Origin of the sequence: Glutamicibacter sp. NPDC087583, assembly GCF_044743685.1 — a bacterium.
Taxonomy (GTDB): domain Bacteria; phylum Actinomycetota; class Actinomycetes; order Actinomycetales; family Micrococcaceae; genus Glutamicibacter.
In genome coordinates, this window is the sequence record NZ_JBIUWY010000005.1 from 182,278 (window position 1) to 207,230 (window position 24,953).

Consider the following 24,953-nt stretch of genomic DNA (forward strand, 5'->3'; position numbering starts at 1 on the left):
CCCAGCATAGATAGCGAGGCGGACAGTTTGGGGTACCGGATTTTCCGTGGATATTTTGCCGCCCCGCTATTGCACAGAACCGAACTAGGTTCTATGGTTAGTTACATGAGTAACTAACCCACTAACTAACCTAGTGGAAATGAGCACGGAGAGGAGCCAGCATGATTGATGATTCAAAACCGATCTTCTTGCAGATTGCTGAGCTGATTGAGAACGACATCATCTCTGGTGTTCTTGCAGAAGAAGCGCAAGTTCCTTCAACCAATGAATTCGCAGCGTTCTACCGGATCAATCCGGCCACAGCAGCCAAGGGAATCAACCGGCTCGTGGAAGACGGACTGCTCTACAAGAAGCGGGGGATCGGCATGTTCGTCACCGAAGGTGCACCGCGGCGGCTGCGAGAACAGCGCCGCGAGAAATTCCAACAGCAATTCATCACCCCATTGACCGCAGAAGCCTCCAAGCTGGGCATTGGCCTGGATGAGCTGGTCGCCATGATCAAGACCGGTTCGGATTCTTGAAACATCTCTACTAGGCAGGGAGGAACGACATGCCACGAACGACAGCAATCGCCACACGCGAGCTGAGCAAGACCTACAAGGACGTGCGAGCGCTCGACAACGTCAGCCTGGAACTGGAACCCGACCGTATCTACGGGCTGCTTGGACGGAACGGGGCCGGCAAGACCACGCTCATGTCCATCCTGACCGGGCAGAACTATGCGGACCGAGGCACCGCCGAAATCTTCGGCCACGCCCCCTTCGAGCATGATCCGACGCTCTCGCGCATCTGCTTCATCCGCGAATCCCAGAAGTACCCCGATGACTTCAAGGTCCACCAGGCCTTCAAATCCGCAGCCCTGTTCTTCGAGAACTGGGATGAGGAACTGGCCCAGGATCTCGTCGAGGCGTTCGCACTGCCGACCAGGCGCAGGATCAAGAAGCTCTCCCGCGGGCAGCTGTCCGCGGTGGGCGTGATCATCGGCATGGCCTCGCGGGCTGACATCACGTTCTTCGACGAACCCTACCTCGGCCTGGACGCGGTAGCGCGGCAGATCTTCTATGACCGCCTCGTCGAAGACTTCGCGGAATATCCACGCACCATCGTGCTCTCCAGCCACCTGATCGATGAAGTCGCCAACCTGCTCGAACACGTCATCGTGATCGACAAGGGGCGAATCGTCATCGACTCGGATGCCGAAGAGCTGCGCGGCACAGCGGTAACGGTAACTGGCGAGGACGCCAAGGTCCAGGAATTCATCGGCTCCGCGCAGATAATCCATCGTGATGCACTCGGCGCCCTGGCCAGCGTCACCATCAAGGCCAAGCTGGATTCGGAGCAGCGCGAACAAGCGAAGCTCATGGGCCTGGACCTGAGTCCGGTGTCGCTGCAGCAACTGGTAGTCCGCAGCGCCTTGAGCAGCACAACCGAAACAGGGATCGACGAACGGACGGAGGCAAGAAAATGAACCGCATCATCAAAGTCGCCCGCATGCAACTGATCAACAAAGCCACTTTCATTGGAATCCCGCTGATAATCCTGGGTGGATCGTTCCTCTTCACACTGGCCATCTGGTGGCTGGTGCGGCGCAACGGCAGCGACGAAGGGCTGTACAGCGGTGGCGCCCAAGCGCCGATGTGGTACTTCTTGGCCCTGGGTATCCAGGCGCTGACACTGACTTTCCCGTTCTCCATGGCCATGAGCATTTCGCGGCGTACCTTCTATCTGGGAACCGTGGCACTGTTCTCCGTCTGCGCACTGGTTCTGTCGGTGTTCTACTACCTGATTGGATTGCTGGAAGTCGCCACCGGTGGTTGGGGCATGGGCGGCCAGTTCTTCGCCCTGCAATGGATTGCGGATAACAACTGGCTGGTCCAGATCCTGTTCTACTTCGTGCTGATGGTGCTGCTGTTCATGGTCGGCTTCCTGATAGCGACCATCTACATGAGGTGGCGCACCACGGGCATGGTGGTTTTCTTCACCCTGCTGGGTGTGGTGGTGCTGGGAATCATCGCCCTGTTCACCTTCGGCAATTACTGGGACCAGTTCTGGAGCTGGGCCTTGACCTGGACCGCCGCGGGGATCACGCTGTGGGGCGGCCTGGTGGCCCTGCTGATGGCAGGAGGATCCTATCTCACCTTGCGCAAGGCAACCGCCTAGCCCGGGTCCGAAATGCAGGGCATATGGGCACCGGTTCCCTTTCCCTTGGGGGAAGGGAACCGGTGCCTGCTTTTGCAAGAAGGCGCCCAGCGGCCCGGGACCGCGATTTGCTATTCTTCAATGACTGCCGGTGAAGGCGCTGGAGCCGCCCGTGCCGCGGCGGCAGGGGAGCAACCCAGGAGAGAAATCATGAGCGCCTCGCCGACCGGAATTCGAACCGCAGACGGAGCGCTGGAATTGCGCCGCGAGTTCACCCAATCCCCGAGCAGGATCTGGCGCTATCTGGCTGACTCCCAGTGCTTGGCGCTCTGGTATGGCCCATGGCACGGGGACCCGGAGCGCGGCGCGGTGGACGTAGTGATGCTGCTCGAGGACGGTTCACCCACCGAACGAGTCGAAATCCTGCGTTGCGATCCGCGCATGCACCACCTGCAGGTGCAACTTGGAACAGGCCCCTCGGCCTGGCGGCTGGAGCTCGCGGTGCAGTCCTGCGGCGAGGGCAGTTCCCTGGTCTTCCGGATGCCGGGCCTTGACCCGCAGCTCGCCGGCTCCGTCGGGCCGGGCTGGGACTACTACCTGGACCGCCTGGCAGCCGTGGTGAACGGAGCCGATGCCGACAGCGTGGACTTCGAGGCCGATTACTATCCGGCGCTCAGCGAGTATTACGAGGAGCTGTTCGGGCACTGAGTTCCCTGCGTGCAGGGTTCGACTCGCTCAATGCGGCCGGCTGATGATTGTGAGATGCCCTGCCTTGCGCCCAAGCCAGCCAGGCCGCCGATAACTTGATCGATACAGGTCAAAATCGGATTGCAGCGAATTATTGGCACGTTATCGCCCGGCGGTCACCGCGCGGTGCACGGTGCGCGAATGTCACGCATGCCGGTGCCAGCGATTAAGCGAGTAAGCTATTGGGCGTGGCATTGGACTTCACAGCAGTAGATTTTGAGACAGCAAACGGTTTTATCGGCTCCGCCTGTTCGGTGGGCCTGGTCAAGGTACGCTCCGGGCAAATCGTCGAAACCGAACAGTGGCTCATGCAGCCGCCGGCAGGCTTCGACCACTTCGACCCGCGCAACGTCTCGATCCACCACATCACCCCCGACATGGTGAGCGCCGCGCCACGGGTGACCGACAGGATTCCGGAACTGCTGGAATTCATCGGATCCGACGTGCTGGTGGCCCACAATTCTTCGTTCGATTCCGGAGTGATCCGCGCGGCGTGCGAAGCCGGCGAACTGCCGGTACCGGAAATTGCGCACCTGTGCACCGTCAAGCTCTCCCGCAAGGCCTACGATCTGCCCAGCTACTCGCTGCCGTTCGTTGCCGAAGAAGCCGGGCACCCTATCGAAAACCACCACGAGGCCCTGGCTGATGCTGTGGCCTGTGCCTGGGCAATGATCGATATCGCCGGGCGCAGCGGACAGCAGTCCGTGTTGGAGACGGCAGACCACTATGGCGTCCGGCTGAGCCTGACCCAGCCGTGGCAGCCAGGCCACGAACTGTCCCGCGCCACCCGCGACGCCCAAGGCTGGCTGGCTGCAGGCAACCCGTTGCCGCCGCAGGATTCCTTCAACAACTGGCCGCAGGAAGGGCCGAACCCGAAGCCGAGCGACAACGCGGATCCCAGCCATCCGCTGTTCGGCCAGATCATGGTGTTCACCGGCAACCTGTCCATGCCGCGCCCCAAGGCCAAGGAACTGGCCGCCGAACACGGCGCGCAGACCGCCTCGCGGGTCACCCGCGCCACCACGGCGCTGGTCGTCGGAGACGGCTTCGTCCCGGAGGATCTGGCCAACGGGCGGCTGACCAACAAGGCCAAGCACGTACTCCGGCTGCGCGAAAAGGGCCAGCGGGTCAGCATCATCTCCGAAGGCGAGTTCATGCAGATGGTTGGCGGGTTCGGCCTGACCGCCTAGCAAACCGCAGAAGCCCGGCCGGCACAGATCGAATCTGTGCCGGCCGGGCTTCTGCCATTTTTTTCTGGAGGCGGTTCCTAGACCAGCAGTGCCATCCAGCGGTCATGCAGCTCGGAGATGATGTCATCCAGTGCGCTCGCGGGGCGCTCGCCGACGGCTTCGGTGCCGTAGATGGCAGCCAGCAGCGCTACAGCGTAGGCGTCGACCTCGGGATCCCGGGCAGCTTCTTCTTCGGCGGTTGCCGCCGGGGCGGCCTCGATGTCCGATTCCGCGTCTTGCTCGGCGGCATGCTCGCCGAAGTACGCCGCGTAGGCCTCTTCGGGGGACAGCGAGATGTTCTCGGCGATCCTGGTGGCCACCTCGCGCAGCGCATCGGCCGACGGGCCCTGCAGGCCAACGAGCAGCTCGGCCCATTCGCCGGCGGCGGCCTCGGAGCGTTCCATCGCCGAGCGGATGATCTTCGCCGCGGCAATGGCGGTCTTGGCCGCCTGGTCGTCGTGGGTCAGGAAGGCGGCCGAACGGGCCAGGGTCTCGGTGGTGCCCATAGGGACCCGAGCCAGCAGCGCGGCAATCGCGGCACGCGGCAGCACGCCGGTGGAGTCGGCGCCAGCGCCGGTGGGACGCCCTGGCTGTCCCATGTCGGGGCTGTCCAGGCCGGCGAGGTTCTGCGGATCGCCGTCCAGGATCTTCTCGAAGATCTCGACGTTGGCGAATTCCTTGTCGATCCAGCGGCCCAGCGGTTGCGGGGCGCGTTCCGGGAAGGAGCCGGCGATCTTGCTGTAGCCGCGCAGGGCCGCAAGCCACATGCAGGCCGCTTCGTCGCTGGCGACACCGTCCTTGGCCCATTCCAGCGCTTCCAGCAGGCCGTCGGCCAGGTAGAGCGGGAGGATTTCGGTGGCCCCGGGGTCAATTTCGTCGCGGGCGTGGGTTGCGCCATCGGCTAGGCCGAGGAGGATCGCAAACACCTTGTCTGAGTAGTTCTCTGGCAGGAGTGCAGTTTCACCGGTTTCATTCACATCACCATTCTAATGTCCAAGTTGTCCGCGGCATTGCATAAGGTTGGACACATGCGATTGCTTCACACCTCGGACTGGCATTTGGGACGGACCTTCCACGGGGCCTCCCTGATCGAAGCGCAGCGCGCAGTGCTGCAGGAAATCATCGATATCACGATTAATCAGCAGGTTGATGCGGTGCTGATTTCCGGTGACATCTACGACCGCGCGCTGCCGCATGTGGATGCCGTCCAGTTGTGCAACTGGGTGCTGCGAGAGCTGCGCGCCACCGGGGCCGCCGTCGTGGTCACCAGCGGCAACCACGACTCGGCCTCCCGTCTGGGCTTCGGCGCAGAGCTCTTGGACAGCGCCGGGGTGCACATCATCGCCGACCTCCAGCGCATGCTGCTGCCGGTTATCCACGATGCCGGCGATCACCGGGTGGCCATCTACGGCATCCCGTACCTGGAACCGCGCATGGTGATGGAACGCCTGGGCGTGGAAAAGGCCAGCCACGAAGCGGTGGTCCGTGCGGCCATCGCGCAGATCGAAGAAGATCTTGCGCAACTGCGGGCAGGGGAAAAACCGGTAGTTTCCATCGCGATGGCCCACCTGTTCGCCGCCGGCGGCTACGGCAGCGACTCCGAACGCGAGCTGAGCACCGGCAACCTCGACGTGGTTCCGGCAGAGCTTTTCGAGCGCTTCGACTACTCGGCGCTGGGGCACCTGCATGGACGGCAGAAGGTCAAGGAGCACGTGCGCTATTCGGGCTCTCCGCTGGCATACTCCTTCTCCGAGGCAACGCAGCGCAAGGGCGTATGGCTGATCGACACCAACGCCCGGGGCATAGAGTCCGTGCAGGAAGTCCTGCTTCCGGTGCCGAAGAAATTGGCCATCCTCAAGGGCAAGCTCGCTGAGCTCCTGGCGGATCCGGAACTGGAATCCGCCGCCGATGCATGGTGCCAGGTCACGCTGACCGATAGCGAACGCCCCGCCGACGCGATGGCAACGATTCGAACCCGTTTCCCCGACACTGTGGTGCTGAATTTCGCCCCCGAACACGCCGGCGGGGATGCCAAGCCGGCGAGCTATGCCGAGCGCATGGCCAAGGCCGCCAGCACCGAACAAGTGGTGGGGGACTTCATGGAACATGTCCGCGAACGCGCGGCCGATGAACTGGAACGGGAAGTCATCGGCGCCGTCATCCAAGCCACCCGAGAGGCACAGGCCAGCCAGTGAGAATCCACAAACTCCAGATCCAGGCGTTCGGGCCCTTCGCAGGCACCGAAGAGATCGACTTCGATGAATTGGCCGAAGGCGGGCTGTTCCTGCTTGATGGCCCCACCGGTGCCGGCAAGTCCAGCATCCTGGATGCGATCTGCTACGCCCTGTACGGTGCGTTGCCCGGAAGCCGCGCCGGCAGCCGGCAGATCCGTTCGGACCATGCCCCGGCCGGTTTGGCTCCGGAAGTGGTCTGCGAGCTGACCATCGGCGACCGGCGCTTCGAGGTCACCCGTTCGCCGGCCTGGATGCGCCCGTCCAAGCGCGGCAAGAACAAGACCACCGAGCAGAAGGCCGCCAGCTTCCTGCGCGAGTTCACCGGTTCGGGCTGGAAGGAACTGTCCACCCGCAACGACGAGGTGGGCCACGTCCTGGGCAGCCTGCTGGGTCTGGACCGCGAGCAGTTCACCAAGGTAGTCATGCTGCCGCAGGGCGGCTTTGCGGACTTCCTGCGGGCCAAGGCCAAGGACCGCGAAGATCTCCTGGTGAATCTCTTCGATACCAGCGGCTATGCGCGGATCGAGGATGAATTCGCCGCCCGGCTGGCCGAAGAGCGCAAGAAAACCGAGAGCCTGGAAGCACGCCTGAGCGCCAGCGAAGAGGCCATCCATTCCGCTGCCCGGGCGTTCCTCGCCGGCCGCGAAGCCAGCGATGAGCCCGCCGAGGCCGACGGCGAAGCGAACGCCGACGCCGATGGCGCTGGACAGGCCGCGGCGGTGGACCTGAGCAGTGCCGAGCAGTTCGCCGGCTATCACCGCCGGATCGCGGCGGTTCACCGGGACTCGGCCCTAGAAGCGGCCAAACTGCGCACCGAGATGACCCGCACCCGCGAGCAGGCGCAGGCCCTGGAGGAACGCCGCCGGATCTTCGCGCGCCTGGCCGAGCTGCGCGGCATGCAGGCCGGCTATGCCCAGAACCATGAAGCGGCCGCAGCGGCTGCCGCGCGCTTGGACAGCGATGCCAAGGCAGGCGCGGTGCGTGCCTACCAGGCCCAGCTCCAGGAGGCATCCGTCGCCCAGGAGCAGGCCAAGGCAACCTGGCTGGACAGCAAGCTGTGGCTTGAAACCGAACAGGGGCTGGACCCCAGCGCCGACGCTGCCGGTCTGGAGCAGCTGCGCCTGCCGGCGCAGCAAGCGGCCGAAGAACTAGCGGTGGCCAAGGCGGGCCTGGACGATGAAAAGCGCCGCGGCGTCCTGGCCGGCCAGGCACGCAAGGCCGCCGAACTGGCCGCTGCGCAGGAAGAGACCCGTGCCCAGGCCGAAGCCGAAGTTGCCTTGCTCAAGGCCGAACGTGCTGCGCTGGAAGCCGCGGACCTCGACCAGGTAGCCGCCGGCGGCAAGGTCCAGCAGGCCAAGGAACACGTGAAGGGGCTGGAGACCAGGATCCAGCATGCCACCGAGCGCGACACCCTGGAGAAGCAGGCGCTGTCCGCACGGGAGAAGTCCAGCGCACAAGAGCTGGAGATTGTAGGCGTAGCCAATACCTTGCTTGACCTGCGTACCGAGCAGCTGGCCCAGAGCGCTTTGCGATTGGCTGCCGCGCTGGAAGACGGGCAACCGTGCCTGGTCTGCGGTGCGCAAGAGCATCCCGCCCCGGCCCGGGCGGATGCCGATGCGCCGCTGATCGACGATGAGCAGATCCAAGCGCTGGAAGCCGCGGTGGCTGCGGCAAGAGCTGCCGGGCAACGGGCCGCGCAGGCGCGCGACACCCTGGTGGCCAAGTTCCAGGCCGCGCAGGAAGCCGCTGGCGATGCCCCGGTCGCGGACCTGCGGGCGGAGCTTGCCACGGCGCAGGCCGGGCTGGAACGGGAGCAGAAGCAGCAAGGAGAAATCGCTGCCCGCGTGGCAAAGCTGGATGCGGTGCGCCAGCGTACCGAGCAGCAGAACGCGCGGGCATCCGAGGCCGTACTCGAGCACGCCACCGCGAAGCAGCGTGCGCAGTCCCTGCAAACCCAGCTGGCAGAACTCGATGCCAAGCTGGAGCAGCTGCGCCAAGGCCGGGAGAACCTGGCCGAACTTGTGGCGCAGCTGTCCGCCACGTCCCAGGGCTTGGCCAGCGCAGTGCAGAACCTGCGCCGTTTCCTTGAGGCCGGCGAGGCGCTGGAGAAGGCCGAGGCCACCTGGAATAGCCAGCGCACGGCCGCCGGTTTCGAGAATCCGGCTGCCTTCGAGGCCGCCTTGCTGGACAGCGCCGAACGCGAGCGCCTGCGCCAGCTGCAGCGTGCCGATGCCGATCTGGCCAGTGCCATTGCCACCCTTGAAGCGTCGCAGGACTGCCGCAAGGCCCAGGAATTATCCGCGCAGGGCCTTGAAGGGCCAAGCGAAGAAGGGATTGCCGAAGCGAAGCTGCTCTCTTCCCTCGCCGAAGAACGCTTCGAAGCGGCGCGGGAACAAGAAGTGCTGGCGCAGACCCAGCTCGCTCGCCACGAGCAAGCAGCCACTGACCTTGAACGCCAGCGGACCGAGGCAGGCCCGGTCATCGAAGACTACCGCCGGCTGCGCGGATTGGCTGAAGTGATTCGTGGCGGGGGAGAGAACCTCTACAAGATGACGCTGAGCACCTATGTGCTCGCTGCCCGGCTGGAGGAAGTGGCCATCGCCGCAACACAGCGCCTGGGCATGATGTCCGGCGGCCGCTACTCGCTGCACCATGATGATTCCAAGCAGGGCAATTCGAAGTCCGGGTTGGGGCTGCAGGTGCTCGATTCGTGGACCGGGAAGCGCCGGGAAACCCAGACGCTCTCCGGAGGCGAGACCTTCATGGCCTCGCTGGCCCTGGCACTGGGCCTGGCGGATGTCATTTCGCACCATTCCGGGGCCGTGGACATGCAGACGCTCTTCGTCGATGAAGGCTTCGGTTCACTTGATGCCGAGACGCTGGAAGAAGTCATGCAGGCGCTGGAAAACTTGCGTGCCGGGGGACGGACCATCGGCTTGGTCTCCCACGTGGCGGAAATGAAGCAGCGCATCACCAATCGGATTTCGGTCAGCAAGACCCAGCACGGTTCCACCATTGAACGCGATGGCACTGTGATCTTGGCTGGATAGATTGGACTTGCCCCAGGGCAGTAGCTATCTTGAAAGTAGTGCCATCAGGCATGCCTGGGAAATTTTGTGCGTCGGGGGGTGTGGGACGACGCACGCTTCGTCATGGAGTTTTGTTGACTCAGCCTACTTTGTCGAAGGAAAACAGTGAGGAATCCGAGAAGATGTCCGGATACTCCGCGTTAGTTCCTTTGGTGGGAGCACCCTTCCTGCCGCTTACTTTCCTTGCACGCCTCCCGCTGGCGATGCTCACCATCGGGTCCATGACCCTGGTAACTGCTACCACCGGCTCATATGCCATGGGCGGCTTGGCCGCGGCCATGGTTGGCCTGGGGTCCGCCATTGGCGGTCCGAGCATCGGCTATCTGGCTGACCGGGTGGGCCAGCGCCCGGTATTGACCACTGTCGCGGTCATCCACACCATCCTGCTGGTTGCCCTGACGCTGTTTGCCGATTCGGGACCGGACATGTCCGCGGCCTTGCTCTCGATCATGTGCCTGGCCGCCGGTGCTACCGGCCCGCAGGTCGGCCCGATGTCCCGCGTCCGCTGGATTGCAATCACCCGCCAGCAGAAGAAGAACCACAAGGTCCTTTCGGCGGCACTGAGCCTGGAGTCCATGTTCGATGAACTGGGCTTCGTCTTCGGCCCGGTTGCCGTGGGCCTGCTGGCCTCCCTGGTGGATCCGGTGCTGCCGCTCTACCTTGCCGCCCTGCTGACCCTGGTGCTGGTGCCGGTGTTCGCCTCGCACCGTACCGGCAATGCGGTGAAGCCGGCGAGAACCGCCGAGCACACTCCCAAGGTCTCGATCAGCGGCGCGCAGGTTGCCGCGATCGGTGCCCTGGTCCTGGGCATGATGGCGCTGGGCACGGTCTTCGGTTCCTCGGCGGCCGGTACCCTGGCCTTTGCCGGGGCGCAGGGCGATTCCAACTCCGGCGGCCTGCTCTATGGCGCCATGGGCTTCTCCAGCGCGATTGCCGCGATCTCCGTGGCCGCTTGGCCGCAGGCCTTCAAGCAGATCAACCGCTGGATCCTGTGCGGCGCAGCACTGACCGTGCTCAGCTTCGGCCTGCACGTGGCCGGCAATGTCCCGCTGATGCTGGTTGCCCTGTTCATCGCAGGATTTGCGGTAGGGCCGGTGATCGTCACGGTCATGACCCTGGGCGGCGAAGTCGCTCCGCCGCAGCGCCTGTCCACCGTGATGACCATGCTCTCTGCCGGCATTGTTGTGGGAACCGCGATCGGAAACGGCTTGGCCGGCGTCTTCGCCGAGACCCTGGGCTACCTCGGCGCCTTCTGGGTCTCCACCGGTGGCGCACTGGTGATCTTCCTGGCCGCTGTGGCGATGAAGATCGTTGTCGCGAAGTCCCCGACGCTGGCCCGCGTCCGCTAGGGCAAGAACTCTGCGCATCTTGCGGCCGGCCAGCAAAGCTGGATAAGAAGCATCCCGTTGCACCTCGCCCAGCAGGCGAAGGGCAACGGGATGCTTCTTTCCCCGCCGGGAATTGCTAGTGCGCGAGCTTTTCGCTGATGCGCGCCGCTGCGTGCTTGAGTTCCTCGATCATGCGCTCGTACCCGCCGACCGTGCTGGCGGCGAAGACGACGGCCAAGGCCGCCGGGGTTTGCCCGGAATGCTGGATCGGAACGGCAATGGACGTCACGCCCTGGATGACTTCATTCTCGCTGGTGGCATAGCCGTCAATCCGGGCCGCGACGGCAGCTTCGCGGTACTCGATGCCCGTGTCCAGGGCATCCCACTCGGCCTTGGCATAGCGCGACTGGATCGCGATGCCGGCAGCTCCCACATCCATGCCGTGCACCGAGCCCGGACGGTGGACGATCGCGCGCTGGGAGTTCAACGGGGAGACCGACTGCAAGGTGGTGCACAGGTCGTGTTCCCAGACGGCTACGAAAGCAGTCATCGACAGCTCGTTGGCCAGCGCGGTGAGTTCCGGGGTGGCGGCCGCCTGCAGGTCGCGCTGGACCGAGCGGGCGAGCACGGCCAAGCCGGAAGCGGAACGGATGTGCCCGGCCTCGTCGCGGTTGAGCAGGTGATGCTGCTCCAGGGTGCGGATGATGCGGTAGGCAATGGAGCGGTGGACTTCCAGTTTCGCGGCGATTTCCGCGATGGAAAGGTTGACCGGGGAATTGGCGACGATTTCAAGGACGCGGATTCCACGCGAAAGCGTCTGGGAGGTAGGCATTGCTCTTCAATCTGGCGTGCGGCGCTGCTGGAACGTCGTCGAGGGCCTTCGTAGTGAACCGGGGACCTAGCGGTCGGTGATCTATATCCGATTTTAGTCGTTCTCTATTAGAACACCGAATTCCCAGCCCGTTGCGGGAGAGGATGCCTGGCTGGAGCTGGTCACGATTTGGATAGATCTTGTGATCTGCTTCACTGTGGGCATATGATGGTGTGCGACATAAACCGTCCGAACGGTCGGTAAACAACTCGCAAAAGGCCAAACCATGTCATCGACTGTCACTCGCACCCAGGAGGAGCGCCGGGTTCTTGCCGGCACCCTGGTGGGCACCACCATTGAGTGGTACGACTTCTTCATTTTCGCCCAACTCACCGCGACCCTGCTGACCCCGCTGTTCCTCGAGCCCCTGGGCCAGTCGAATCCGGGTGTCGCGCAGATCCTTTCCTTCGCAATGATTGGCATCTCCTTCTTCTTCCGTCCCCTGGGCGCAGTGGTTGCCGGCCACCTGGGCGACCGCTACGGACGCAAGCGCATCCTGGTGCTCACCCTGATCCTCATGGGCGTTGCCACCGCGGCCATTGGCCTGCTGCCAACCTACGCGTCCATCGGCGTGGCCGCGCCAATCCTGCTGGTGCTCCTGCGCGTGGTCCAGGGCTTCTCGGCCGGTGGCGAATGGGGCGGTGCGGCCTTGATGGCGGTAGAGCACGCACCAAAGGATCGCCGCGGCTACTTCGGCGCCTACCCGCAGATCGGCGTGCCCATCGGCATGATCCTGGCTACCGGCCTGCTCTACATCCTGCGCGTTGCGATGAGCCCGGAAGAGTTCGCCGCATGGGGCTGGCGCATTCCGTTCCTGCTCTCCATTGCGCTGATCTTCGTGGGCTACATGATCCGCCGTGCGGTCGAGGAATCCCCGGTCTTCAAGCAGCTCGCCCAGCGCAAGGCTTCCGAGCACACCCCGCTGCGCGAGCTGATGACCAGCCATTCCAAGCAGGTCCTGCAGGCAGCGCTGATCTTCATCTCGAACAACGCCGCCGGCTACCTGGTGATCGCGTTCTTCATTTCCTACACCACCAAGGTCCTCGAGATGCCGGTGGCACCGATCCTCCTGGCTACCACCATCGGTTCGGTGGGCTGGCTGATCTTCACCCTGGTCGGCGGCTGGCTCTCGGACAAGATCGGGCGCCGCAATACCTTCGTGATCGGCTACGCGCTGGTGTTCATCTGGATGATCCCGATGTTCCTGATGGTCGACACCGGAAACATCGTGCTGTACACCATTGCGATCTTCGTGCTGACCGTTGGCCTGGGCTTGTCCTACGGTCCGCAGTCGGCGATGTACGCGGAGATGTTCCCGGCGCAGATCCGCTACTCGGGCATTTCCATTGGCTACGCCATTGGCGCTATTCTGGGCGGTGCCTTCGCGGCCACCGTGGCGCAGATTCTGCTGGAGACCACGGGCTCTTCGATCTCGATTGCCATCTACATCATGGTGCTGACCATCATTTCCGTGGCAGCGGTGTTCTGGGTGGGCGAGACCCGTGGACGCAACCTGCACGTGGAAGAAATCGAGGGCGAACAGGCCGACTCGCGCGTGGCGCACTAGTTTCGCGGCAGCACCATGCCCGCGCAGGCAAGGGATCAAGCGATCCTGGCCCGCGCGGGCATTTGCGCGTCTGGCGACCGGTGGTTTGGCGATCAGCAGGCGGATGCAGCGGGCAGTTTGCTGCACGGCCGACGTCCGGCCACCGCCATCCATTGCGCCTATGCCGCCGGCATGCGGGACCCGACTGCCTGGCCAGGTTACTGGGCGGGGCGGGTGGTGGAGGAACGTACGATCAGCCGATGGCCCAACTCGTGGGCTTGCGCCGGTTCCTGGCCACGAATAGCACGCAGCAGCATGGCGACCGCCAGCTGCCCCTGCTCATGCGGACGCTGCTCGACGGTGGTCAAGCCGAAGAGCTCGGCCAGGTCGTGATTGTCCACGCCGATGACCGACAGGTCATGGGGCAGCTGCAAACCGAGATCGCGGGCGGCCAGGATCGCGCCAATGGCCATTTCATCACTGGCTGCGAACACTGCCGTCGGTCGGGATGCCGGGTTGCCCAGCAGCTGCTTGGCCACCGCGTAGCCCTGGGCCATGGAGAAGTCCGCGCTGGCGAACAGCGACTCATCCAGTTCAAGTCCAGCCTCGGCCAGCGCCCGCTCGTAGCCGGTGCGGCGGTGGGTGGGCACCATGAAATCCACATCGGTTTCCGCGTTGCCGCCGATGAAGCCAATGCGTTCATGGCCCAGGGAGATGAGGTGCCCGGTCGCGAGGGCAGAAATCGCTTCGTCATTCACGTGCAGGGTCGGCACACCGGGAAGCGGTCCTCCCACGCCAACCAGGGGCTTGTCCATGGCCAGCAGCGCATGGACCTCGTCCTCAGCCAACTCGACGTTGACCGCGATCACCGCATCCACGCGCTGGCGCAGCAGGAAATCGGAGAAGATCTTCTCGCGCTGGGTGCGGTCCTTGGTCAGCTGATAGAGCGTGGTGTCATAGCCCTCGTCCATCAAGCGGCTGGAAATGCCTTCCAGCACGCAGGCATAGAACCAGTGGTTGATCACCGGAACGAGCACGCCGATGTTGCGGGTCCGTCCCGAGGCCAGCCCGGACGCGGAAGATGAGACCACATAGCCCAGCTCGGTGGCGGCGCGCTGCACAGCCTCCTGCGCGGACGCGGAGACAGAACCCCGGCCAGATAATGCGCGCGAGACGGTGGCAATGGATACGCCAGCGGCTTGTGCGACGTCTTTGATCCCGGCCACTTCTCTTCCTTCCTTCATAGGCACAGCCGTGGCTAGGGGAAATTCCTTCCCCTGGCCACGGCTCCTGCCCAACATTACCCGGTGCGGCTGCAGCCGGTCAGCAGATTGCCGGCTACGGCAACTGGAACCAGAGCGTGGTTTCGCCCGGAATCATTCCCGATTCCGCCGAAATCTCGCTTTGGCTGCGCACCAGTTCGGTGGCGCCCTGCGCACCGGCAGGCAAAGGCTGTGCAGTTGCAGCGTAGTTGGCCACGACCAGCACAGTGCCGTTGGCGAAAGCCAGAACATCATCTCCGGTGCCTTCGACCCAATCCAGGGTGCCGGTGCCCAGTGCATGATCCTGGCGCAGCTGCAACAGGCGGCGGTACAGGTTCAGCGTGGAGGACTGGTCATCGACCTGCGCATCGCGGGCGTAGGAGTCCCAGCCTGCCGGCTGCGGCAGCCAGCTTTCACCGGTCGCGCTGAAGCCGAAAGCGGGCTTGCCGCTTTCCCAGGGCAAGGGCACCCGGCAGCCGTCACGCCCGTAGCGCTCGCCATTGGTGCGCAACCAGGTAGGATCCTGGCGCGCCTCATCTGGCAGTTCAACGGCTTCTGGCAGGCCCAGCTCTTCGCCCTGGTAGATGTAGGCGCCACCTGGCAGGGCCAGCATCAACGCGCTGGAAGCACGAGCGCGACGCAATCCCACGGCAGCCTCCGGCAGGTTCGGGGTGTTCAGGCCGATGCCCTCGCCCTGCGGGTTCTCATCGGTCAGCGCCAAGCGGGTCGCATGGCGCACCACGTCATGGTTGGAGAGCACCCAGGTGCTCGGGGCGCCGACCTTGCCGAACTCCTCCAGAGACTGGTCGATGGTTTCGCGGATCTGCTGGGCATCGAAGTCGCAAGAGAGATAAGGGAAGTTGAAAGCCTGGTGCATCTCGTCCTCGCGCACCCACTTGGCCATCAGCGACAGGGGATTGACCCAAGCCTCGGCGCACAGCACGCGCTCGCCGTCGTACTCGTCCATGACCTTGCGCCAGTCGCGGTAGATCTCATGCACGCCATCCTGGCCCCACCACGGAGCCAGTTCGTCGGTGCCGCCCATGGAGGCACCGCTTGGGTCCGGGGTGAAGTCCGGCAAGCCCTCGGCCTTGATCAGCCCGTGGGCCACGTCAACGCGGAAGCCGTCGGTGCCCCGGTCCAGCCAGAAGCGCAGGACGTCGCGGAACATCACGCGCACTTCCTCGTTGTGCCAGTTGAAGTCCGGCTGCGAGGAGTCGAAGATATGCAGGTAGGACTGGCCGGCGCTGCCATCAGGATTCGTGGTTTCGGTCCACATGGGGCCGCCGAAGACTGAATCCCAATTATTCGGGAGCCCGGTTGCCGGGGTGTCCTTGAAGATGAAGCGGTCGCGTTCGGGGGAGCCGGGCGCGGCCTTGAGTGCTTCCTGGAACCACGGGTGCTGGTCCGAGCAGTGGTTCGGAACCAGGTCGATGATGACGCGCAGGCCCAATGCGTGGGCCTTGGCCACCATCGCGTCGTAGTCCTCCAGGGTTCCAAACAGCGGATCCACATCGCAGTAGTCCGACACGTCGTATCCGGCGTCCTTTTGCGGGGAAGTGAAGAATGGCGAAAGCCAAATCGCGTCGACCGAAAGCTGCGCGATGCTTTCCAGGCGTTCGGTAATGCCGCGCAGATCGCCCATCCCATCGCCATTGGAATCGGCGAAGGAGCGCGGGTAGATCTGGTAGATCACCGAGGAGCGCCACCACTGCGAGTCTTCGGATTGCACAAGGGAATCAGCTGCTGAACGAATTGAAGTCATGACGGTAACGATAAATGATTCACCACAGTTTGTAAACGCTTGCAATTATGGTTCAAAGCCTTCGTTCCATGGTGAGGTCTGAATTCGTGCCTCGGCCGATAAAAACTGATTTTTATCGGCGTTGTTGTCAATTTTCATGATCTGTGCCACGCTGTAAACGCTTACGATCAATGTGTTACTCGCTCCACTAAAGACCCGACCGGCAGGCCCAGCGGAAATCGCGGCCGACCCGGTCCCTGATGACACAGTTGTCACGAAAGGACATCCCATGAAGGTGAATAAGCACCCTTGGCTTCTCGGCGGAGCACTGACGGCCATTGCCGCACTCTCGCTCACCGCCTGCGGCGGGTCTGGCTCCAACACGCCAGCAGTTTCCTCCAGCCCCGCAGCGGCGCAATCCTCGCCGGCAGCTGCCTCCGGCGGCAAGCTGACCGTCTGGGTCGACGCCAACCGCGAGCCAGTGCTCAAGGATGCAGCAGCTGACTTCGAGAAGCAGTCCGGGGTCAAGGTGGACCTCATGATCAAGGACTTCTCCAAGATCCAGGAAGACTTCCTGCGCCAGGTTCCAACCGGCAAGGGCCCGGATATCACCATCGGCGCCCACGACTGGTTGGGCAACCTGGTCAACAACGGCGTAGTCCAGCCAGTTGAGCTGGGCGACAAGGCCGGCGAGTTCCAGGACGTCGCGGTCAACGCCATGAGCTACGAGGGCAACACCTACGGCGTTCCCTACGCCACCGAGAACCTGGCCCTGCTGCGCAATGCGGATCTGGTCAAGGAAGCTCCAAAGAGCTTCGATGACATGATTGCCGCCGGCGAGAAGGCCGGCACCGAATTCCCGTTCCTGGTCCAGGTCTCTGACGTCGGCGATCCATTCCACGCCTACCCGTTCCAGACCTCCTTCGGCGCACCGGTGTTCGGCACCGATGATACGGGCGCCTATGACCCGGCAGATCTGCAGATCGGCAACGAGGGCGGCATCGAATTCGCCAAGTGGCTGGCTGAAGAGGGCGAAGAAGGCAACCTGAAGACCAGCCTCGACGGGGACATTGCCAAGGAGAAGTTCGTCTCCGGGGACTCGCCATTCTTCCTGACCGGTCCATGGAACGTGGAAGCAGTAGAAGAAGCTGAAATCAACCTGGAAATCGACCCGATTCCATCGGCCGGTGGCGAGCAGGCCCAGCCATTCGTCGCCGTGCAGGGTTTCTTCGTTTCCGCGAAGACCGAGAACCTGCTGGCCGCTACCGAATTCCTGACCAACTACATCGGCACCGAAGAAGTCCAGACCGAACTGTACGAGGTAGGCAACCGCCCGCCGGCAAACAAGGCAGCATTCGAAGCGGCCAAGGCCGATGAAACCATCGCTGCCTTCGGCGAGGTCGGCGCCAACGGCGTGCCAATGCCGAACATCCCGGAAATGGCTGCCGTATGGGAGTTCTGGGGCGTAGCCGAGGCCGAGATCATCACCGGCAAGGCTGATCCGGCCAAGCGCTGGAAGCAGATGACCTCGGACATCGAAAAGGCCATCTCGAAGTAGGAACGCCTGCCACCAGGCACAACGATGGGCGCTGGGGCCGGGAGGAACTCCTCCGGGTCCCAGCGCCTGCAATTCACCAGCGCTAACTGCACTTGATCGACAGGGACATCTGGAAGATGACAAAGACCGCCCGCCAAGGGCCGCAACCCGGCACCGAGGAGACGAAGCCCAAGCTGTCACCGGCAGCCAGGCGCTTCGCCAACGCCACCAGCACCTCCACTGGCGCCATGCTCGCCAAGATCATCCTGGTGGCGATCGTCGATGCGACCGCGCTCTTCGCGGTCTTCACCGCACTGGGGCGCGAAGCCTGGGCGATCGCCGCGGTGATCGCGGCCATTACCGTGCTGATCAACGTGGTCTACTTCAAGCGCGGATGGCTGCCGGCAAAGTACCTGCTGCCGGGCACCATCTTCCTGCTGATCTTCCAGGTCTTCGTGATCGGCTACACCGGGTATATCGCCTTCACCAACTACGGTTCGGGGCACAACTCGGATAAGGATGACGCGATCAGCGCGCTGCTGCAATCCAACCAGAACCGCGTCGAGGGATCAGCCGGCTACCCGGTGTCCATCCTCGAGGGGCAAGACGGGCTGGCGATGCTCATTGAGCGCGATGGCCAGCAGCTGCTCGGCGATGCGGATGATCCTTTCGTCCCGGTAGACCCCGCTGGCCTGGGGGACTACTCCGAACTGGCTTTCGCCGATTTGCTGGGCCGCCAGCAGGAAGTCACCTCGCTGGCCGTTCCATTCACCGAGAACCCGGCAGATGGCACCTTGCGCACCAGCGATGGCCGCACCGCCTACCAGTACACTTCCTCCATCAAGCATGATGAAGCCGCGGACACCATGACCGATCAGAAGACCGGCGTGGTGTACCGGGACACCGGCGTGGGCGCGTATACCGCGCAGGACGGCTCGCAGCTGATGCCCGGCTGGTCCATCAACGTGGGCTTCGAGAACTTCACCCGTGCGGTCACCGATTCCTCGATCCGCAACGCCCTGTTCTCTGTCACCGTGTGGACCTTCGCCTTCGCCTTCCTGTCGGTGGCGACCACCTTCTTCCTCGGGCTGTTCCTGGCGATTGTCTTCAACGACATGCGCATGAAGGGGCGGAAGGTCTACCGCGTCATCTCGATCCTGCCTTACGCATTCCCTGCGTTCCTGGGCGGGCTGGTCTGGGCCGGCATGCTCAACCGCGACTTCGGGTTCGTCAACCAGGTGCTCCTGGGCGGAGCGCAGATCCCTTGGCTGACCGACCCGTGGCTGGCGAAGTTCTCCGTGCTCTGGGTGAATCTGTGGCTCGGATTCCCGTACATGTTCCTGGTCTGCACCGGGGCGCTGCAGTCCATTCCGAATGAACTCTCCGAAGCGGCCACCATCGACGGGGCGAAGCCGTTCCAGATCTTCCGGTTGATCAAGCTGCCGCTGCTGCTGGTCTCGGTGGCTCCGCTGCTGATCAGCTCCTTCGCCTTCAACTTCAACAACTTCAACGTGATCTACATGCTCACCGAAGGCGGGCCGCGCATGCAGGATGCAGGACTGAACGTGGGATCCACCGACATCCTGATCTCCATGGTCTACAAGGTGGCCTTCGTTGGCTCCCAGCGCGACTATGGGCTGGCCAGCGCCTTCTCCATCATCATTTTCGTGATCGTCGCGATCATCTCGATTATCAGTTTCAAGCAGACCAAGGCACTGGAGGAGCTGAACTAATGAGCACCGAAATCACCGGCAGGCCGGTAGCCGGCGCACCCAAGGGACGCGCGGGGCGCCAGGGCCTGGGCAAATGGTTCGCCTCCACCGGCTGGCGCCACCTGATCGGCGTGGCCCTGTGCATCTATGCGGCCTTCCCGCTGCTCTACGTGCTCTCGGCCTCGCTGAACCCCAATGGAACCCTGCTGTCTTCCAACGGATTGTTCACCACCATCGGCTTCAACAGCTATGTGGAGCTGTTCCAGAATCAGCAGCGTCCCTTCGGCGCCTGGTTCATCAACACCTTGGTGATCGGCCTGACCACGGCGGCCGCTTCGGTGTTCCTCGGCGCCTTGGCTGCCTACAGCTTCTCGCGGATGCGCTTCACCGGCCGCCGCGTGGGCCTGGTCAGCTTGCTGATTGTGCAGATCTTCCCGCAGCTGCTGGCCGTAGTGGCGATCTTCATCCTGCTCACCTCGCTGGGAGATGTCTTCCCGGTCTTGGGCATCGATAACCAGATCGCATTGATCATGGTGTACCTGGGCGGGGCACTGGGTGTGAACACCTATCTGATGTACGGCTTCTTCAACACCATTCCGGTGGAAATCGATGAAGCGGCGAAGATCGATGGTGCTGGCCATGCCCGCATCTTCTTCACCATGATCCTGCGCCTGGTGGCACCGATCCTGGCCGTCGTGGGCCTGCTGTCCTTCATTTCCAGCACCTCGGACTTCGTGATCGCCTCGGTCATCCTGGTCTCCCCGGAGAACCAGACGCTGGCTGTGGGACTGTACTCCTACGTCTCGGAGGAATTCACCTCCAACTGGTCGGTCTTCGCTGCCGGTGCGGTACTGGCAGCGATCCCGGTGATGGCATTATTCCTGTTCTTGCAGAAGTACATTGTCGGCGGCCTGACCGCCGGCGCGGGCAAGTAGCCCGCAGCAACTGACCGCTTCGGGCAGATGGGGCAACGCCACTGGCGTTGCCCCATTTTGCCTGCGTCAGCCCATGGGCCGGAGCACGTAGAGTAAAAGGCATGAAGCCCTACTTGCCGCGCGCCGCCCGCAACTACCTGGAGCAACTTCGCCGTGCGCTGGATTTCTTGTCTTTGCAAGAACGCAACGAAGTCATTGAAACCACCAAGCAGGAGATTCTCCGCCTGCCTGGCGGCGGACGCCGCAAGAGCGATTTGATCCGCTTGCTCGGCGAGCCTGCCTCGCGCGCGCTCAAATTCGAACGCCATGAGCCCGAAGCCCTGGAAGTGGGCAGCGGCAAGTACTTCTTGACGCGTATTCTGGCGTGGCCAATTTTCGCTCTCGCACTGCTGACCCTGATGGTGGTGCTTTTCGCCCCGCCGCAAGCCGCCTTGGCCAACGAACAGAGCTTCGGCTTTGTTGCCGGGGGAGTTGGCGGGCTGCTGGGGCAACTCGAATTGCTGATCGGATCCCAGCTGATTTGGCTGGCGTTCATTCCGGTCATCCTCAGCCTGGTTCCCTTGTGGCTGCCCAATAGTGCCGGCACCACCATCCACATCGTCGGGGCTGTGATCATGACCGTTATCTGCGCGGCGGGTGGCGGACAGCTCTCGCTCTTTTTCATTCCGGTGACCGTGCTGCTCTGGGCACAGGTTTTCACCCCGCTGCTGATGATGCGCGGTTCCATGGCAAGCCCCGGGCCCGGCTGGCTGGTGTGCGCGGCGGTGCTGCTGATCCTGGTCCTGGGGTATGCCAGCTACCAAGGCCTGGCCAGCTTCAGCGCTGCGCCATGGCTGATCCTGGCTCCGGCCGCGCTGCTGGCCGTGCTGGCGATGCTGTTGCCCTTCCGCTGGAAGCTGGCTCATATTGCGCTGGTCGCAGCCGGCCTGCTGGTGATGGCCGCTGGATTCGTCGCTGCGCTGCCAGGAACCTACGGGGCGGTCCTGGCCTGGCCGTGGCTGGCTGGCGGCATGAGCTTCGCCGTAGGACATCTCGCGCTAGCTGCCGGCATGTGGCACGAACGAGCCAGGAAATTGCTGGCCCTGTTTTAGGAGTTTCAATACTTGTAGGCGCTTAATGGGAATTTACAGAGAAAATGCGTATATCCTCGTGACATGGCCGAGAATAAGGAAAATTCCTCTCCTGAACCGACAAAACGTGGTCGCGGGCGCCCGCGCAAGGACTCTGAATTCCAGTCCCTGAGCAAAGAGCAGCTGGCCCAGAAGGCTCTGGAAATCGCCGGTGCCGAGGGCTACGACGCGCTGACCATGCACCGTCTTGCGGCCGAATTCAATGTCACCCCGCGGGCGTTGTACAACTACGTGGCGGATCGCCAAGAAGTCATCAACCTGGCGGTGGGGCGCTTCATCTCGATCAATCCGCTGATCGAGTTCGACTGCAACGACTGGAAGCTCGGGGTGACCGAAGCGTACAACGCGACGCGCCGGGCCTACCGGGCCTACCCCCGGGCCTCGCAATTGACGCTCGACGAAAAGCTCAAGGTGGAGCCCGGCCCGTTCCGCAATGAATTGATGGAACGGATCCTCGCCTTCTTCGTGGATATCGGCCTGACGCTCAAGCAGGCAGTGGCCATGGTCCGCGCCCTGGAACGGGATGTCCTGGGTTTCGTGATGCATGTGGATTACTACTATGACCGCCGCTCGAAGGACAGCCCGGACTACGTGAGCTCGCTGGTGCCGGTCCAATTGCTTGACGCCTACCCGGAAGTTCCGACACCGCTGGCACGCCAAGCGCTCGAGCTGCCGCAGCAAGACAGCGATGACCTTTTCGGGGAAGTCGTCGAGTTGCGGTTGCTGGCCATTGCGCAGATGCTCGAGCTCAACCGGGCCGCCGAAGACCGCAAAGAATGAAATAAGCACTTCGACAGGGAATATTAGCCAGCTGGCCAACGCTGTAGGTTGAAGGACCGCAGGATTGTGCGGCCTGGAATTCGTTTGAAAGTTGGCCCATGTCCCAGAGCAAGCCGCATCCGGTACCAATTGCTGAAGAACTCTCGGCCGGAGCGCGATGGCGATTGCTGGGCGTGCTGCTGGCAGCGATGTTCATGTCGCTGGTTTCGGTCAGCATCGTCAACGTGGTTCTTCCTGCCATCGGTTCCACCCTGCATGCCACCGAATCGGACCTGCAGTGGGTATTGGCCGGATATGCGCTGACCTTCGGCGTGGTTCTGGTTGCTGCCGGACGCGCCGGTGACCTGCTGGGCCGTGGCGTGATGTTCGTGGCGGGTTTGGCGATCTTCACAGCCGCCAGCATCCTCGCAGGGCTGGCCGCGGATCCACTGGTATTGAACATTGCCCGCTTCATCATGGGCGTTGGCTCGGGCCTGCTCAACCCCCAAGTGATGGGCATGATCCAGCAGCACTTCCGTGGCGCGGCCCGTGGCCGGGCCTACGGGCTGCTGGGCACCGCCGTCGGCTTCTCGGTAGCTATTGGGCCGGTGCTGGGCGGATTGCTGATCAACTGGTTTGGCGAAGACGCCGGCTGGCGCGCCACCTTCTTGATCAACGTCCCGGTCGGCGTGCTGGCTATTGTCCTGGCGCTGCTGTGGCTGCCCAAGCCGCTGTTCAACAAGCCAGCGGGCAAGGTGGATCTGGACCCGGTTGGCGGCCTCCTGCTGGCGGTTGGCATTTTCGCCCTGCTCCTGCCATTCGTCCAGGGCCGCGAAACCCCATGGCTCTGGTCGCTGCTGGCCTTGGCAGTGCTGGTCATGGTGCTCTGGGTCTGGTGGGAGAAGAATTACAAGAAGCTCGGGCGCGAACCAATGGTGGAATTGGCCCTGTTCAAGATCCGCAGCTTCACCAACGGCACGCTCATTGCGGGCCTGTACTTCATGGGTGTTTCCAGCGTCTGGGTGCTGGTGGCCATTTACGTCCAGCAATCCCAGGGTTTCAGTGCCCTGCAGGCAGGGCTGATCTGCCTTCCCGCGGCCCTGCTCTCCGCCTTCAGCTCCGACATCGCCGGACGCTATGTCATGACCGTGGGGCGAAAAATGGTCATTGGCGGCATTCTCAGCGCCCTGTTCGGCCTGCTGGCCACCATTGCCGTGGTGGTCCTGGAGGATCGCGGGCTGCTGAACATCTGGTGGATGCTGCTTTCGCTGGCCTTCATCGGCGTAGCCCAGGGCTTCATCATTTCGCCTAACCAGGCGCTGACCCTCATGGAAGTTCCCGTGGCCAACTCCGGCAGCGCCGGCGGCTTGATGCAGACTTCCCAACGCGTGGGCACTGCGGTGGGCATTGCGGTGATTACCGCTGTCTTCTACGGCATGAACCACGTAGCCGGGTACTCGATCGCCATGGCGCTCTCATTCGCTGCCATTTCCCTCTTGGTCCTGGCCACCTTGCTGGTCGGTATCCTTGATCTGCGCCATAGCCATGCTGCCCGCAGCAAGCCAGTTGCCGAAGAAGTCGTTCCCGTCAGCACCGGCGTGCAGCGTACGGTGACCGGGGCAATCGAGGTTGTCGGGCCGAAGGAGCCTACCCAGCCAGTAGACTCCCAGCCGTAATCCGGTACTGGCCAGCGGGTGGGCCGAAGACCTAGGCTGGGGGATATGAAGCGATTCTTCCTGCGCACCGCGGCACTGTCTTTGGCTTTTGGTGTTGCCGCCTGCGGGGCGACCCCGGGCGAGCCGGGCGCCAGCCAGCCAACTGAAAGCGAGACCAGCGTGATACTCCAGGATCCGGTCGGCTTGTGGGGCAGCAAGGAGCAAGGCCAGCCGTGGCTGGAGCTTGCCGAAGACGGCAAGATCACCGGCAGCGATGGCTGCAACCGCCTCGCCGGTACCTGGAGTGCATCCGAAGACCTGGAATTCGCCGCGCTGGCTTCGACCAAGATGTTCTGCGAAGGCGTGGATGACTGGCTCTCGCGCGCTGCCTCCGCCAAGCTGGAGGACGGCGAAAAGATGCTTGTCCTTGACGCAGACGGGAAAGAGCTAGGAACCCTTGCCTTTGGTGGCAAGGGATCCTAGCTCTTTGCTGCTTCAGCCTGAACTATGCGCTGACGCGGTAACCGGAGATCATTGGGCACTCGAAAGGATCCCGGGCCGATAGCCCGACCTTGTTCAGGTAGGTGATCACCTGTGCGTAGGATTCGCGGACACTGGCCACGGTGTACGGGACCTGGTGCTCGTCGCAGTACTGGCGCACGATGCGCGAGACGCCGGCCAGGTTGGCGCGCGGCATGGACGGGAACAGGTGGTGCTCTACTTGGTAGTTCAATCCGCCGTAGACGTGGGAGAGCACGCGGTTTCCCCAGCTGGACTTGGCCATGACATTGCGTCCGGTCAGTACCTGGCGGGAGAAGAAGTCGATGCGGGCGTCCTGGGGAACCATCGGCATGCCCTTGTGGTTCGGGGCGAAGGAGGCACCCATGTAGACGCCGAAGACTGCCAGCTGCACGCCGAGGAAGGCGAAAGCCATGCCCAATGGCAGGAAGTAGAACACGATCGCCAGGTAGATGGCGATGCGCAGTGCAATGCCGGTCATCTCGCGCTTGCGGTTCTTGACCCGGCCGGCCTTGAA

At 63.2% G+C, this 24,953-nt stretch carries 21 protein-coding genes; 16 read left to right on the top strand and 5 right to left on the bottom strand.

Going from position 1 to position 24,953, the window contains the following annotated elements; genetic code table 11:
- Positions 1–161: 161 nt before the first annotated feature.
- From ACIOU9_RS14085 to ACIOU9_RS14105, 5 genes are all read left to right on the top strand, one after another.
- A complete protein-coding gene (locus tag ACIOU9_RS14085; protein WP_181148913.1) occupies positions 162–521 on the top strand; it encodes a GntR family transcriptional regulator in 360 nt (119 codons plus the stop codon).
- Positions 522–550: 29 nt separating this feature from the next.
- Entirely contained in the window at positions 551–1,468 is a 918-nt protein-coding gene (locus tag ACIOU9_RS14090) for an ABC transporter ATP-binding protein (RefSeq protein ID WP_402697285.1), read from the top strand.
- Entirely contained in the window at positions 1,465–2,160 is a 696-nt protein-coding gene (locus ACIOU9_RS14095) for a hypothetical protein (protein WP_105658437.1), read from the top strand. The genes ACIOU9_RS14090 and ACIOU9_RS14095 overlap by 4 nt, the downstream gene beginning before the upstream one ends.
- A gap of 189 nt (positions 2,161–2,349) precedes the next feature.
- The gene (locus tag ACIOU9_RS14100; protein WP_400343304.1) at positions 2,350–2,847 is read left to right on the top strand and encodes a polyketide cyclase; all 498 of its coding nucleotides are present in this window, start codon (positions 2,350–2,352) and stop codon (positions 2,845–2,847) included.
- 227 nt (positions 2,848–3,074) lie between these two features.
- Entirely contained in the window at positions 3,075–4,076 is a 1,002-nt protein-coding gene (locus tag ACIOU9_RS14105) for an exonuclease domain-containing protein (RefSeq protein WP_105658459.1), read from the top strand.
- A 77-nt stretch (positions 4,077–4,153) separates the two neighbouring features.
- Here ACIOU9_RS14105 and ACIOU9_RS14110 read toward each other — a convergent pair whose 3' ends face one another.
- Positions 4,154–5,092, bottom strand: a complete 939-nt coding sequence (locus ACIOU9_RS14110) for a hypothetical protein (RefSeq protein ID WP_402697286.1) — start codon at positions 5,090–5,092, stop codon at positions 4,154–4,156.
- Positions 5,093–5,143: 51 nt separating this feature from the next.
- On the opposite strand from ACIOU9_RS14110, the gene ACIOU9_RS14115 reads away from it, so the two are divergent.
- The 3 genes from ACIOU9_RS14115 to ACIOU9_RS14125 all read left to right on the top strand — a co-directional run bounded on the left by ACIOU9_RS14115 (position 5,144) and on the right by ACIOU9_RS14125 (position 10,787).
- On the top strand, positions 5,144–6,310 hold the full coding sequence (locus ACIOU9_RS14115) for an exonuclease SbcCD subunit D (RefSeq protein ID WP_332498733.1): 1,167 nt from the start codon (positions 5,144–5,146) through the stop codon (positions 6,308–6,310).
- A complete protein-coding gene (locus ACIOU9_RS14120; protein ID WP_402697287.1) occupies positions 6,307–9,399 on the top strand; it encodes an AAA family ATPase in 3,093 nt (1,030 codons plus the stop codon). Before ACIOU9_RS14115 ends, ACIOU9_RS14120 begins: the two co-directional genes overlap by 4 nt.
- A 113-nt stretch (positions 9,400–9,512) precedes the next feature.
- Positions 9,513–10,787: an MFS transporter gene (locus ACIOU9_RS14125; RefSeq protein WP_105662606.1), complete on the top strand. Its 1,275-nt coding sequence runs from the start codon at positions 9,513–9,515 to the stop codon at positions 10,785–10,787.
- A 115-nt stretch (positions 10,788–10,902) separates the two neighbouring features.
- On the opposite strand, the gene ACIOU9_RS14130 is transcribed toward ACIOU9_RS14125, so the two are convergent.
- Entirely contained in the window at positions 10,903–11,598 is a 696-nt protein-coding gene (locus tag ACIOU9_RS14130; RefSeq protein WP_105658443.1) for an IclR family transcriptional regulator, read from the bottom strand.
- Positions 11,599–11,863: 265 nt separating this feature from the next.
- Here ACIOU9_RS14130 and ACIOU9_RS14135 point away from each other — a divergent pair, with 265 nt between their 5' ends.
- Positions 11,864–13,204 carry an MFS transporter gene (locus ACIOU9_RS14135; RefSeq protein ID WP_388025320.1) on the top strand — a complete coding sequence of 447 codons (1,341 nt, stop codon included), beginning with the start codon at positions 11,864–11,866 and terminating at the stop codon, positions 13,202–13,204.
- Positions 13,205–13,401: 197 nt separating this feature from the next.
- Here ACIOU9_RS14135 and ACIOU9_RS14140 read toward each other — a convergent pair whose 3' ends face one another.
- Positions 13,402–14,409: a LacI family DNA-binding transcriptional regulator gene (locus ACIOU9_RS14140; protein ID WP_402697289.1), complete on the bottom strand. Its 1,008-nt coding sequence runs from the start codon at positions 14,407–14,409 to the stop codon at positions 13,402–13,404.
- A 112-nt stretch (positions 14,410–14,521) separates the two neighbouring features.
- Positions 14,522–16,210 (bottom strand): alpha-amylase family glycosyl hydrolase, encoded by a 1,689-nt coding sequence (locus ACIOU9_RS14145; protein WP_402697290.1) that lies wholly within the window; start codon positions 16,208–16,210, stop codon positions 14,522–14,524.
- Positions 16,211–16,478: 268 nt separating this feature from the next.
- Here ACIOU9_RS14145 and ACIOU9_RS14150 point away from each other — a divergent pair, with 268 nt between their 5' ends.
- The 7 genes from ACIOU9_RS14150 to ACIOU9_RS14180 all read left to right on the top strand — a co-directional run bounded on the left by ACIOU9_RS14150 (position 16,479) and on the right by ACIOU9_RS14180 (position 24,400).
- Positions 16,479–17,747, top strand: coding sequence for an extracellular solute-binding protein (locus ACIOU9_RS14150; RefSeq protein ID WP_402697292.1), 1,269 nt, complete (start codon positions 16,479–16,481; stop codon positions 17,745–17,747).
- Positions 17,748–17,863: 116 nt separating this feature from the next.
- The gene (locus tag ACIOU9_RS14155; RefSeq protein ID WP_402697294.1) at positions 17,864–19,459 is read left to right on the top strand and encodes an ABC transporter permease subunit; all 1,596 of its coding nucleotides are present in this window, start codon (positions 17,864–17,866) and stop codon (positions 19,457–19,459) included.
- On the top strand, positions 19,459–20,373 hold the full coding sequence (locus ACIOU9_RS14160) for a sugar ABC transporter permease (protein WP_105658448.1): 915 nt from the start codon (positions 19,459–19,461) through the stop codon (positions 20,371–20,373). Before ACIOU9_RS14155 ends, ACIOU9_RS14160 begins: the two co-directional genes overlap by 1 nt.
- Positions 20,374–20,474: 101 nt before the next feature.
- A complete protein-coding gene (locus ACIOU9_RS14165) occupies positions 20,475–21,464 on the top strand; it encodes a hypothetical protein (protein WP_402697295.1) in 990 nt (329 codons plus the stop codon).
- Positions 21,465–21,527: 63 nt separating this feature from the next.
- On the top strand, positions 21,528–22,283 hold the full coding sequence (locus tag ACIOU9_RS14170) for a TetR/AcrR family transcriptional regulator (protein WP_402697297.1): 756 nt from the start codon (positions 21,528–21,530) through the stop codon (positions 22,281–22,283).
- 98 nt (positions 22,284–22,381) lie between these two features.
- Positions 22,382–23,938, top strand: coding sequence for an MFS transporter (locus ACIOU9_RS14175; RefSeq protein WP_402697299.1), 1,557 nt, complete (start codon positions 22,382–22,384; stop codon positions 23,936–23,938).
- A gap of 45 nt (positions 23,939–23,983) precedes the next feature.
- Complete coding sequence (locus ACIOU9_RS14180; protein WP_105658452.1) at positions 23,984–24,400, top strand: META domain-containing protein; 417 nt, start codon at positions 23,984–23,986, stop codon at positions 24,398–24,400.
- A 22-nt stretch (positions 24,401–24,422) separates the two neighbouring features.
- Here the strand turns inward: ACIOU9_RS14180 and ACIOU9_RS14185 are convergent.
- On the bottom strand, positions 24,423–24,953 hold a 531-nt coding region (locus tag ACIOU9_RS14185; protein WP_402697301.1), incomplete at its 5' end, for a fatty acid desaturase family protein.

Bases quoted from the DNA above. Each gene is read 5' to 3' on its own strand.
- ACIOU9_RS14155 (WP_402697294.1), top strand. From the start codon at position 17,864: ATGACAAAGACCGCCCGCCAAGGGCCGCAACCCGGCACCGAGGAGACG.
- ACIOU9_RS14115 (WP_332498733.1), top strand. From the start codon at position 5,144: ATGCGATTGCTTCACACCTCGGACTGGCATTTGGGACGGACCTTCCAC.
- ACIOU9_RS14150 (WP_402697292.1), top strand. From the start codon at position 16,479: ATGAAGGTGAATAAGCACCCTTGGCTTCTCGGCGGAGCACTGACGGCC.
- ACIOU9_RS14165 (WP_402697295.1), top strand. From the start codon at position 20,475: ATGAAGCCCTACTTGCCGCGCGCCGCCCGCAACTACCTGGAGCAACTT.
- ACIOU9_RS14175 (WP_402697299.1), top strand. From the start codon at position 22,382: ATGTCCCAGAGCAAGCCGCATCCGGTACCAATTGCTGAAGAACTCTCG.
- ACIOU9_RS14090 (WP_402697285.1), top strand. From the start codon at position 551: ATGCCACGAACGACAGCAATCGCCACACGCGAGCTGAGCAAGACCTAC.
- ACIOU9_RS14085 (WP_181148913.1), top strand. From the start codon at position 162: ATGATTGATGATTCAAAACCGATCTTCTTGCAGATTGCTGAGCTGATT.
- ACIOU9_RS14170 (WP_402697297.1), top strand. From the start codon at position 21,528: ATGGCCGAGAATAAGGAAAATTCCTCTCCTGAACCGACAAAACGTGGT.
- ACIOU9_RS14160 (WP_105658448.1), top strand. From the start codon at position 19,459: ATGAGCACCGAAATCACCGGCAGGCCGGTAGCCGGCGCACCCAAGGGA.
- ACIOU9_RS14135 (WP_388025320.1), top strand. From the start codon at position 11,864: ATGTCATCGACTGTCACTCGCACCCAGGAGGAGCGCCGGGTTCTTGCC.
- ACIOU9_RS14095 (WP_105658437.1), top strand. From the start codon at position 1,465: ATGAACCGCATCATCAAAGTCGCCCGCATGCAACTGATCAACAAAGCC.
- ACIOU9_RS14145 (WP_402697290.1), bottom strand. From the start codon at position 16,210: ATGACTTCAATTCGTTCAGCAGCTGATTCCCTTGTGCAATCCGAAGAC.
- ACIOU9_RS14100 (WP_400343304.1), top strand. From the start codon at position 2,350: ATGAGCGCCTCGCCGACCGGAATTCGAACCGCAGACGGAGCGCTGGAA.
- ACIOU9_RS14130 (WP_105658443.1), bottom strand. From the start codon at position 11,598: ATGCCTACCTCCCAGACGCTTTCGCGTGGAATCCGCGTCCTTGAAATC.
- ACIOU9_RS14180 (WP_105658452.1), top strand. From the start codon at position 23,984: ATGAAGCGATTCTTCCTGCGCACCGCGGCACTGTCTTTGGCTTTTGGT.